An 11,208-nucleotide genomic window follows, 5' to 3' on the forward strand; every position below is an offset into this window, starting at 1 on the left:
CGCTTGTCGTTCAAGCCCCGGCGGCGTCGCCGAGGCGGGGAATCCGTTGCTCCAGCAGCCGGTAGAGGCCGCTGTCCTGCGGCCAGTTGCGCAGGAAGCGCGCGCGGTCGCGGGCGTAGGCGCGGGCAAAGGACGCCTGGCTGTGATGCTTGCGCATCGCGTCCAGGTCGATCAGCGCCCATTCGCCGCCTTGTTCATGGGCCTGCCAGAACAGGTTGTGTCCCTTCAGGTCGCCGTGGCTGATGCGTTCGCGGATCAGCGTCGAAAACAGCCGATCCAGTGCCGCCAACTCGGCTTCCGGTGGCGAAACGGCGCCATCGGGCATGTCCAGGCAAGGCTTAAAACGAGCGATTATATCCTGACCGCCGAGATAATCGGTAATCAGGTAGGCGCGCCCGCGCAGCCAGCACCAGCGCCGCTCCAGCATCGCCAGCGGACGGGCGGTGGCGATGCCAAGGAATTCCAGGCGGTTGCCTTCGCGCCAGGAGGCCCAGGCCCGGCTCGGCCGCCAGAAGCGCTTCAGCCAATGGACCCAGCCCTTGATGTTGTAGCGCTTGATGATCAGCGTGCGGCCGTTCGCTTCGACCCGGGCGACGGTGGCCGCGCCGCCGTCCTTGTAGACGTGGCCGGCGGCGATCAGGCGGTCCGCGTCCGCCAGCAGGGGCGCCATCGTCTCGGCCTCGCTGCGGCGGGCGGCGAACAGGCGGAACGGACCGCGCACGACGCTGAACAGGCTACAGTCGCGACCGACCTTCCTCAGCAGGTCGCGCACCCGCCAGCGGCGAACCTTGGCGATTTCCTTCTGCAAGGCTTCGAGCGGCAGCGCATGCTCGCCGTTGGCCAGCAGGTAATGCACCAGCAACTCCTCCAGGAAAGGATCGAGGAGCGCCGGCAACTGGGCGAAGAACACCCCGAGGTTTTCCAGCACTTTCTGTCGCGACAGCGGCTGGCCGGGAGTTTCCGCACGCACGCCGCCACCGTCGATGAGATACAGGCGGCCGGCGTGGCGCAACAGGTTGTCCAGGTGCAGGTCGTCCTGCCAGAGGCCCTTTGCATGCAGCTCGCCAATGGCTGCCAGGGCTTCGCCGAGCACCGCTTGCTGGGCATCGCCCAGCGGCGCCTGTGCCTCCACCGCACGCCAGGCGTCACCGAGGCTCTGCGCCGCGTCGAGGTAGTCGAACAGCAACCAGCCGCCCTCGCCCTGCTGCAGCCCGTCGGCCAGCAGCGCCGGGGTGGTCAGCCCCTGGGCCGCGAGCAGACGCGCCCCTTCCAGTTCGCGCTGGAAATGCCGTGCGGCCTTGCCGCCCACCAGCAGCTTGGCCAGCACCTTGCGCCCACGCCATTCGCCGGCACCGACGTAGCGCTGCCCGGGCAGCACCCGCAGCAGACTGTCCAGGCGCAGTTCGGCAGCGCCAGCGCCATCCGCCAGGGTCACCCGCAATGGCAGTTGCGGGTGGCGCCCGGCGGCTTGCAGTTCGGCCAGTCTCATCGGCGCGACTCCTTGCGCCGGCGGCGCTGGTCGAGAAGGCGATACCACTGCTCGACCTCGGCCGAGTCGAGGGGTTCGTCGACATAGGCGGAGATGAATTCGTGCACGTCCGCTTCGCTCCAGTCCGGGGCACGGCGCAGCATCGGCTCCAGGTCCTTGACCTGGTCGCGGCGGCCGAACCAGATCGGGCGGGTCTTCTCCAGGTCGATCAGGCAGGCCTCGAAGACACCATCGGCCCCCTCGCGGAGGAATACATGCTTGGGATAGAAGCAACCATGCATCTGTCCGGCCGCGTGCAGCTGGCGCGCCAGCCTGCCAACCGCCCGGAGAATCGCCCGGCGCCGCTCTTCGGCCAGGTCGTGCCAGGACGCCAGCCAGGTGTCCAGGTCCTGCCAACCGTCCAGGGCACGGGTCAGGAGGATTGCCTGGCGCTCTCCGCCGACCGCCTGCTGGGCGAAGAACGCCGCCTGCAGGGCGGGAATGCCCAGCGCCCGGTAGCGCTCGATGTTGCGGAACTCGCGGGCGAAGGTCGGCTCGCCCAGCGGATGGCGCAGGCTGCGGGTCAGGTGGTTGCTCTGGCGCTTCAGGTAGTAGGCGGAGTCGCCCAGGTCGAGGCGATAGACGCTGCTCCAGCCACCCCGCTCGGTATTCGGTTCGTCCACGGCGTCCAGCTGCAAGGCCCACAGGGCGTCGAAGCTGTCCAGACGGTTGCGCTGGAGCAGGTCGTGGTCCTGCGCGGCGATGAAAACGCTCATTCGCGCCCCTCGAAGAAAGCCACCACCTGGCGAATACGCTTCTTGTCGGATTCGTTCAGGTGCCGGCGACGGCGATATTGCAGGTAGAAGCGCAGGCGCTGGGTGCGCGACAAGTGGTACTTGGCCACCTTGTCCAGGCAGGCCAGGTCCTTGGTGATCCGGTAGCGCAGCATGAAGCTCCACCAGAACGCGCCGTTCGGGCAGTCGATGAAATACACCAGCGGCTGGTCGTCCACCAGCAGGTTGCGCCACTTCAGGTCGTTGTGGGTGAAATGCTGGTCGTGCATCAGGCGCGTAGCCTTGGCGATCTGCCGGCTGACGCCGTCCACCCAGCGCGGGTCCTTCAGGCGCGGATCCCGGTTGCAGGCGAGCACCGACAAGTCCTCGGTGCCCGGCAGTTCGCGGGTGATCATGGCGCCGCGCTGGAAGGCGCCGGCCTTGCGCTCCAGCCCCCAGGCGACCACTTCGGCGGTGGGAATGCCCCACTTCTCGAAGCGCTTGAGGTTCTGCCACTCGGCCTTGATCCGCGGTCGCGCCAGGTAGCGGCGCAGGCCCTTGCCGGCGCTGCGGTAGCGCTTGACGTAGTAACGCACGCCGTCGCGCTCGATGCGGATGACTTCGGACAACGGGTCGCGGGTCAGGCGCTCGCCCTCCAGGGCGAACACACTATCGAGGCTACCGAAGTCGGCGGCCAGGTGACGGTAATCGGGTTCGAGGGTCCACCCCGCCATCAGAGCAGGTCTCCGTAACGCTGCTTGCGTTCGTAGAGTTTTTCCGCCTTGCGTTCCATCCAGGCCAGCAGGCCGGCCTCGTCGCGCAGTATCTCGCGCAACGGCCGGCGGAAATAGGTGCGCAGGAAGCGTAGCTTGTCGCGACGCGTCAGTCCGATGTCCAGCGCAGAGAAATACAATGCCGCCAGATCCTTGTTACGCCAGCGTTTCGGCGTGGCGTCGCGGGTCTGGGCACGGTGCAGGTCGATCACCGAGAGGCGGAAATCGTCCGCGCTCACCGGCTTGTCGGTGTGCAACAGGAAATGACAGATGTAGCAGTCGCGATGGTTGACTCCGGCACGGTGCATGTCGCCGACCATCCGCGCCACCGCCTCGACCAGCGCGCGCTTGAGCCGCGGCGGTGGAGGACGTTCGCGCCAGTCCTGGGAGAACACCTCGAGGTCCACGGTCGGCGCCAGTTCCTCGGTGACGATGAAGGAATGCTGCCGCGCCGGATCGCTGCCGCGCTCGCCGTAGGCGACCGCGGTCATGGTCGCTACGCCGGCCTCGTGCAGGCGCCGGATGGCCTGCCACTCCTGGCGCGCGCCGAGCACCGGGAGCTTGGCGGTGAGCAGGTTCTTGGCGATCTCGCCCCAGCCGATGCCACGGTGGATCTTGACGAAGTAGCCGCGCCCGTCGACCTCGGTGCGCAGGGTGCGGCGCCCCTCCAGTTCGCGGTAGACCTTGCCTTGCAGCGCCTCCACCGCCTCGAACGGGTCGCGCCCGCTCCACAGGCGCTTGAACGGCTCTTCCAGCACCAGCCTCATGAGGCCTCCCCGAGGATCAGGTCGGCGGCGCGCTGCGGCATGCTGTAGAGGTCGGCGTGATCGGCGTAGGCCAGGCCATTGCGCGACCAGGCGGCGCGCGCCGGAGCGTCCTCCAGCATTTCCGCGAGCAGGCGGTTGAGACTGTCCTGCTCGAAGGGACTCGGCAGCACCCGCCCGGCGTCGGCCTCGGCGATGTAGTGGGCGTAGCCGCAGACATCGGTCACCAACACCGGCAGGCCGGAGACCAGCGCCTCCAGCAGCACCGTACCGGTGTTCTCGTTGTAGGCCGGGTGGATCAGCAGGTCGGCGCCGAGCAGGAAGCGCGGGATATCGCTGCGCCCCTTGAGGATCTGTACCTGGTCGTTGAGACCGAGGGCGGCGATCTGTAGCAGGAACGGCTTGGGATCGTCCTGGCCGATGGCGATCAGCCGGGTACGCCTGCGCAACGCCTTGGGCAGCGCGGCCAGCGCCTTCAGGCTGCGATCCAGGCCCTTGGTCTTGAAGCCGGAACCGATCTGCACCAGCAGCAGGTCGTCCTCCTCCAGGCCGAACTCGCGGCGGAATTCCGCACGCACGTCCGCGGCGTTGGCCGGCGCCCGGCGATCCTGACTGATCCCCGGCGGCAGCAGATGGAAACGCTCGGCCTGGGTGCCGTAGTGCTTGACGAAGAGCGGCTGCTGCACCTCGGAGATCATCAGGATCTCGGTCTTCGAGGCCGGGTCGAACACTGCCCGTTCGTAGCCGGCGAAGTGGCGGTAGCGGCCCCACTGGCGGTACAGCGGGTTGCGCAAGGTCTGGGCCTTTTCCTCGAAACAGGCGTCGGCGGCGTAGTAGACATCCAGTCCGGGCATCTTGTTGAAGCCGATCACCCGCTGCACCGGGCGCCTGTCCAGGTCGGCGCGGACCCACGCGGTGAACTTCTCGTTGCGCCGGTGGTTGAAGATCGAGCGCACCGGGGCCACCAGCACTTCGAAGCCGTCCGGCACGTCGCCCTCCCAGATCAGCGTATAGACGCGGATGTCGTGCCCGCGCCGCTGGCATTCCAGGGCGATGCGCATGAAGTCGCGCTGCAGGCCGCCGAAGGGGAAGTATTTGTAGAGGATGAACGCCAGGGTCATCGGAGGGTCTCCGGGGCCAGCAGCATGGCCTCCAGCTGGGTGGCCACGCGCTGGGGATTCAGCCGGGTGAAGCACAGCGGCTGCTCACGCTTGAGATCGAACAGTTTGCGGTCCTCTTCGGTCGGCTGGTAGGTACAGGTCTTCTTCAGGCACGGCGCACAGGGGAAGTCGCTGCCCAGGTGTACCTGGGAGCGCCCGTAGGCGCCGGTGAAGCCAGGATTGGTCGGGCCGAACAACGACAGCGTCGGCACGTCCAGCGCCGCCGCCAGGTGACCGAGGCCGGTATCCACCGCCACGCAGGCGCGCGCGCCGGCAAGCACCTTGGCCATGCCGGCCAGGGATAATCTGGGGAGTACCGCGGCATTTTCCAACCCCGCTGCCAGGCGCCCGGCCCGCTCCCGCTCGGCGGTGCTGCCCCAGGGCAGGCGCACCGACCAGCCGCGCTCGCACATGCGCTCGGCCAGTTCGCGCCAGTAGGCTTCCGGCCAATGCTTGGTGACCCAGGTAGTACCGTGCAGGAACACCAGGTACGGCGCGCCAGGGTCGGCGTCGGCCAACTGCTCGCGGTCCAGGCCATAGTCACCGACCGACTCGGGCAACGGGTAGTCCAGCGCCTGGGCGAACAACTGGCGCGTGCGCTCCACCGCATGCTGTCCCCAGGCGACCGGATAGGCACGGCGATAGAAGCGGCTGGCGAGCGGCTCGCGCGCCGAGTCGCGATCGAGACCGGCGACCGGCGTCTTGCCCACGTAGCGGGTCAGCCAGGCACTCTTCAGCAGCCCCTGGGCGTCGATCACCAGGTCATAGTCGACTTCCTTCAGGCGCTGCTTGAAGCGCCGCCATTCGCCGTTGCGCAGGGTCTGCCAGAGATTCTTGCGCCAGCGCCGGATCGCCACCGGGATCACCCGCGCCACCGCCGGATGCCAGGCGGGAATCTCGGCGAAACCTTCCTCCACCACCCAGTCGAACTGGATGCCGGGAATCGCCCGGGCGGCGTCGGTAAGCGCCGGCAGGGTGTGGATCACGTCGCCGAGGGACGAGGTCTTGACCAGCAGTACCCTCATCCGGCGACCTCGGCAGGATCGCCGACCAGCCGCTCCAGGGCTTGCAATACCAGGCCAGGCGGCAGCTCGCGGAGGCAATTGTAGTGGCCGAAGCGACAGGTGCGCTCGAAGCACGGGCTGCACTCGAGACCGAGGCGGACGATCTCCACCCGGTCCGCCAGCGGCGGGGTGAACTGCGGCGAGGTGGAGCCATAGACGCCCACCAGCGGGCGATCCAGCGCGGCCGCCACGTGCATCAGGCCGGAATCGTTGGACACCACCGCGCCAGCGCAGGACATCAGGTCGATGGCCTCGGCCAGCGAAGTCTCCCCGGCAAGATTGAAGGACTCCTCGCGCAACCCCGGAATCAGGCGCTGGCGAATCTCCTCTCCACCGGGATGGTCGTTCTTCGAGCCGAACAGCCAGACCTGCCAGCCGGCACGGATCTTCGCCTCGGCGACCGCGGCGTAGTGTTCCGCCGGCCAGCGCTTGGCCTCGCCGAACTCGGCGCCGGGACAGAGCGCCAGCACCGGGCGGTCCAGGCTCAGGGCGAACTTGTCGAGCGCCGCCTGGCGGCTGCCGTCGTCGATCCGCAGGCGCGGCTGCGGATAGGGCTTCGGCAACTCCACGCCCGGCTCGAAGGCCAGGGCCATGAAGCGTTCGATCATCAGCGGATAGCGCTGCTTGTCGAGCTTGCGGATGTCATTGAGCAGCCCGTAGCGCATCTCGCCGCGCCAGCCGGTGCGCTTCGGTATTCCGGCGAACCAGGGCACCAGCGCCGACTTCAGCGAGTTGGGCAGCAGGATCGCCTGCTCGTACTGACCGCGCAGGCCGCGTCCGATCCGGCGCCGTGTGGCGACGTCCATCACCCCGTGGCCGAGCGGGAAGCTCAGGGCCTGGCGCACCTCGGGCATGCGCTCGAGGATCGGTCGGCTCCACTCGGGCGCCAGCACGTCGATCACGCACTCGGGATGCCGCTGGCGCAGACACTGGAACAGGGTCTGCGCCATCACCATGTCCCCCACCCAGGAGGGACCTACGATCAGAATTCTCATTCAGGCTCCGGAAATGATCAGGGAGGCTTTCGCCTCCCTGTCACACCCTTCTTCGGTGCTTACTTGACCAGGGTACGCCACTCGGCGTGGGCCTCGGTCTTGCCGCTGACCAGGTCGAAATAGGCTTTCTGCAGCTTTTCGGTGACCGGGCCACGGCGGCCGGCGCCGATCTTGCGACCGTCCACTTCGCGGATCGGCGTGACTTCCGCGGCAGTGCCAGTGAAGAAGGCCTCGTCGGCGATGTACACCTCGTCGCGGGTGATGCGCTTCTCGACCAGTTTAAAACCGTGTTCGGCGGCCAGGGTCAGGATAGTGTTACGAGTGATGCCGTTCAGGCAGGCGGTGACTTCCGGGGTGTAGATCACGCCATCCTTGATGATGAAGATGTTCTCGCCGGAGCCTTCGGCCACGTAGCCTTCCGGATCGAGCATCATGGCCTCGTCGGCGCCGCCGGAGATCGCTTCCTGGAGGGCCAGCATCGAGTTGATGTAGGCGCCGTTGGACTTGGCGCGGGTCATCGAGATGTTGACGTGGTGGCGGGTGAAGGAACTGGTGCGCACCTTGATGCCTTGCTGCAGGGCTTCCTCGCCCATGTAGGCGCCCCAGCTCCAGGCGGCGATGATCACATGGACCTTCAGGCCGCTGGCGCGCAGGCCCATGCCTTCGCTTCCGTAGAACACCATCGGGCGGATATAGGCGCTTTCCAGGTTGTTCTCGCGCACGGCGGCGCGGGTCGCCTCGTTGATCTCGTCGCGGCTGTACGGGATCTGCATGTTCATGATGTGCGCGGAGTCGAACAGCCGGTCGGTATGCGCCTGCAGGCGGAAGATCGCCGTGCCCTGCGGGGTGTCGTAGGCGCGCACGCCCTCGAACACGCCCATTCCATAGTGCAGGGTATGGGTCAGCACGTGCGTGGTCGCGTCGCGCCACTGCACCAGTTCACCGTCATACCAGATCACGCCATCACGATCGGCCATCGACATAGTTGCCAGCTCCTTCAGATATTCGTTACGTACTTGCGTTACGTGCCTGAGTGGATCAGCCGAGCCGCAGCTCGCGCCAGATCCTGATCACTTCTCGCCGCTCCGTCTGGAAGTGCTCGCCGCTCACGACCCCGGCCTCCTTCTGTAGTGCCAGGCGGTGTGCGGCTGCGCGATAGGCCTTGTAGGCCTCCTGCAGGAGACGGACGTCCTCGCTGGCGATCAGGCCAGCCCGTTCCAGTCCTTCCAGAATGCGGATGTTATCGGTGAATTCGAGCAGCGCCGGGTGTTCTCCGGACCAAGCTAGAACCGCATATTGCACCATAAATTCGATATCGACGATACCACCGGCATCGTGCTTGAGATCGAAGGCTGCCGTGGCCTCGAAGGCATTCGAGGCGGTACCGGCGGCGGTCGCGCGGGTTCCCAGGTTGTCGCGCATCTTGGCGCGCATTTCGCTGACTTCGGTGCGCAACGCGTCGAGATCGCGCGGCCTCGCCAGCACCTCGGCACGTACCGCCTCGAAGCTCGCCTGCACCCGCCGGCAACCGGCCAGCACCCGGGCGCGGACCAACGCCTGGTGCTCCCAGGTCCAGGCCTCCTGCTCCTGGTAGCGCTGGAAGGCGCCCAGCGAACTCACCAGCAGGCCGGCCGCGCCGCTCGGACGCAGGCGCATGTCGACTTCGTAGAGGGTGCCGGATGGCGTCTGCGCGGTGAGGAAATGGATGATCTTCTGCCCCAGGCGGGTAAAGAACTGCGCGCCATCGATGGATTTGCCGCCATCGGTCTCGCACTGGGGGTCGCCGTCATGGATGAACACCAGGTCGAGGTCCGAGCCATGGCCGAACTCCAGCCCGCCGACCTTGCCGTAGCCGACGATGACGAAGTCCGGATCGCACGGCGTGCCGTCGGCGCGCAACGGCCGGCCGTGACGCTGCACCAACTGCCGCCAGGCCAGTTCGAGGACCTCGACGAGGATCGCCTCGGCCAGCCAGGTCAGGTAGTCGCTGACCTTCATCAACGGCAGCGTGCCGGCGATCTCCGAGGCCGCCACCCGCAGCCCGTGGGCCAGCTTGAAGTGACGAAGGGTCTCCATCTGCTGCTCGAGGTCGTCCTCGGGAATCCGCATCAGCCGTTCGCGCAGCTCGGCGGCCAGCTCGGCGGCCTGTGGAGGACGGAACAGGCGCCCCTCGTTGAGCAGCTCGTCGAGCAGAATCGGGAACCGCGCGATCTGCTCGGCAACCATCGGGCTGGCCGCGCAGAGGGTCAGCAGGCGCTCCAGCGCGCCGGGGTTCTCGGTCAGCAACACCAGGTAGGCGGAACGCCGCGCCACCGCTTCCACCAGCGGCAGGACCCGCTCCAGCACCAGGTCCGGCTGGGGGTTTTCCACGGTCATCGCCAGCAGGCGCGGAACGAAGGCATCCAGGCGCTCCCGGCCGAGACGCTGCATCGCTCGTACCTGGGGGCCGTGGCGCAGATCGCTGAGACGCTTCCAGGCCGCCTCGGCATCGACGAAGCCGGCGTCGGCCAGTTGCCGGCTGGCCGACTCCTCGTCCAGCGCCTCCTCCCACAGCGGGATCCACTCGGCGCCGACGCTGCCGCAGGCCGCCTCGCCGCTTTCGTCCTCGTCCGGGTCGGCGATCACCTGGCGGAAGTGCCAGTCGATGCGCGCCCGCCAGTGGCTCAGGCGCTCGTGGAATGCGGCCCAACTGGCGAAGCCCATGATGAAGGCCACGCGGATGCGGTCGTATTCGTCGCTGGGCAGCATTTGCGTCTGCCGGTCGGCCAGCGCCTGGATGGCATGCTCGGCGTAGCGCAGGAACTCGTAGCCGCCGCGCAGCTCCTCGACCACCGCCGGCGGCAGGTAGCCCTGCCCCTCCAGGGTCGCCAGCACCTTCAGCAGCGGCCGTTGCTGCAAGCTCAGGTCGCGCCCGCCATGGATCAACTGGAAGGCCTGGGCGATGAACTCCACCTCGCGGATACCGCCTTCGCCCAGCTTGATGTTTTCCGACATCCCCTTGCGCCGGACCTCCTGCTGGATCAGCTGCTTCATGGTGCGCAGCGCCTCGATGGCGGAAAAGTCCAGGTAGCGCCGATAAACGAACGGCCGCAGCATGCCGAGCAGTTGCTCGCCTGCCTGCTGGTCGCCGCCGACCACCCGCGCCTTGATCATCGCGTAGCGCTCCCAGTCGCGCCCCTGGTCCTGGTAGTACTGCTCCAGCGCGGCGAAGCTGTAGACCAGCGGTCCGCTGGAGCCGTAGGGACGCAGGCGCATGTCGACGCGGAAGACGAAGCCGTCGACGGTGATCGCATCCAGCGCCTTGATCAGCTTCTGCCCCAGGCGGGTGAAGAACTCCTGGTTGTCCAGCGAACGCTTCGCCCCCTCGGTCTCGCCGCCCTCCGGGTAACCGAAGATCAGGTCGATGTCCGACGACAGGTTGAGTTCCACCGCGCCCAGCTTGCCCATGCCGAGGACCACCATCCGCTGCGGTTCGCCGGAGCGCCGGCCGATCGGCGTGCCGAACTGCTCGCACTGGCGCCGATGGAGCCACTCGCAAGCCAGGTCGATGCAGGCGTCGGCCAGGGCCGACAGGTCGCGACAGGTTTCCGCCAGCGCGGCGCGGCGGGTCAGGTCGCGCCAGATGATGCGCAGTTGCTGGCGTGTGCGGAAACGTCGCAGGCGCCGACCGAGTTCGTCCTCGTCGGCGCAATCCTCCAGCCGCGCCTGCAACTGACTGCGCAGTTCGCCGGGCGCGTGGGGGTTCTCCAGCTCGCCGCGTTCGGCCAGTTCCAGCAGCATCGCCGGGTCGCGCACTGCCTGCTCGGCGACGAAATCGCTGGCCGCGGCGACCCGTCGGAAATCCTCCAGGCGCTCCTCGGGCCAGGCCTCCAGGCGGGCCAGGGCGGCGGCATCGAGGGCGGCGACAGCGGAGCGGAGGGCAGTCCCGGCGCGTTCGGCGGCGGGCAGCAGGGTGGCCGGCAGATTCGCCAGCGAAGGCAGGCTCATGGTCTATCCTGTTTGGGCTTCCGACCGAAGACCACAGGCTCGACGCACAACGTCGAAAAGGCTCTACATCGGGCCTTATAGCCTGACAGCGACAATCGAAATGTAGTTTTACTACTAAAAATTGTATCCAGAGGGCTGTTTCTCAGACTGATCTGTAGTAAAACTACAAGTCGCCGGGTACACCCCCGGAGAACATCCAAGAATTAGCTGCGGTCGCCCACGAG

9 protein-coding genes are annotated in these 11,208 nt (G+C 67.3%); all 9 read right to left on the bottom strand.

Annotated elements, in window-relative coordinates; genetic code table 11:
• Window positions 1-10: 10 nt before the first annotated feature.
• Genes LJF27_RS01625 through glnE form a run of 9 tightly spaced genes read right to left on the bottom strand, consistent with a single transcriptional unit; the run spans window position 11 to window position 10,984 of the window.
• Window positions 11-1,489, bottom strand: coding sequence for a lipopolysaccharide kinase InaA family protein (locus LJF27_RS01625; protein WP_003123597.1), 1,479 nt, complete (start codon window positions 1,487-1,489; stop codon window positions 11-13).
• Complete coding sequence (locus LJF27_RS01630; RefSeq protein ID WP_003095770.1) at window positions 1,486-2,244, bottom strand: lipopolysaccharide kinase InaA family protein; 759 nt, start codon at window positions 2,242-2,244, stop codon at window positions 1,486-1,488. Before LJF27_RS01630 ends, LJF27_RS01625 begins: the two co-directional genes overlap by 4 nt.
• Window positions 2,241-2,975, bottom strand: coding sequence for a lipopolysaccharide kinase InaA family protein (locus LJF27_RS01635; protein WP_003095773.1), 735 nt, complete (start codon window positions 2,973-2,975; stop codon window positions 2,241-2,243). Before LJF27_RS01635 ends, LJF27_RS01630 begins: the two co-directional genes overlap by 4 nt.
• Window positions 2,975-3,781, bottom strand: a complete 807-nt coding sequence (gene rfaP, locus LJF27_RS01640) for a lipopolysaccharide core heptose(I) kinase RfaP (RefSeq protein ID WP_003095775.1) — start codon at window positions 3,779-3,781, stop codon at window positions 2,975-2,977. Before rfaP ends, LJF27_RS01635 begins: the two co-directional genes overlap by 1 nt.
• A complete protein-coding gene (locus LJF27_RS01645) occupies window positions 3,778-4,899 on the bottom strand; it encodes a glycosyltransferase family 4 protein (RefSeq protein WP_003116148.1) in 1,122 nt (373 codons plus the stop codon). The genes rfaP and LJF27_RS01645 overlap by 4 nt, the downstream gene beginning before the upstream one ends.
• Window positions 4,896-5,963 (bottom strand): lipopolysaccharide heptosyltransferase I, encoded by a 1,068-nt coding sequence (gene waaC / locus LJF27_RS01650; RefSeq protein ID WP_019485817.1) that lies wholly within the window; start codon window positions 5,961-5,963, stop codon window positions 4,896-4,898. The genes LJF27_RS01645 and waaC overlap by 4 nt, the downstream gene beginning before the upstream one ends.
• On the bottom strand, window positions 5,960-6,997 hold the full coding sequence (waaF, locus tag LJF27_RS01655) for a lipopolysaccharide heptosyltransferase II (RefSeq protein ID WP_003109905.1): 1,038 nt from the start codon (window positions 6,995-6,997) through the stop codon (window positions 5,960-5,962). Before waaF ends, waaC begins: the two co-directional genes overlap by 4 nt.
• 59 nt (window positions 6,998-7,056) lie before the next feature.
• Window positions 7,057-7,980 (bottom strand): branched-chain-amino-acid transaminase, encoded by a 924-nt coding sequence (gene ilvE / locus LJF27_RS01660; RefSeq protein WP_003095783.1) that lies wholly within the window; start codon window positions 7,978-7,980, stop codon window positions 7,057-7,059.
• A 55-nt stretch (window positions 7,981-8,035) separates the two neighbouring features.
• The gene (glnE, locus tag LJF27_RS01665) at window positions 8,036-10,984 is read right to left on the bottom strand and encodes a bifunctional [glutamate--ammonia ligase]-adenylyl-L-tyrosine phosphorylase/[glutamate--ammonia-ligase] adenylyltransferase (RefSeq protein WP_003146359.1); all 2,949 of its coding nucleotides are present in this window, start codon (window positions 10,982-10,984) and stop codon (window positions 8,036-8,038) included.
• Window positions 10,985-11,208: the final 224 nt, after the last annotated feature.

Source organism: Pseudomonas sp. 203-8, assembly GCF_020708595.1.
GTDB classification, from domain to species: Bacteria; Pseudomonadota; Gammaproteobacteria; order Pseudomonadales; family Pseudomonadaceae; genus Pseudomonas; species Pseudomonas aeruginosa.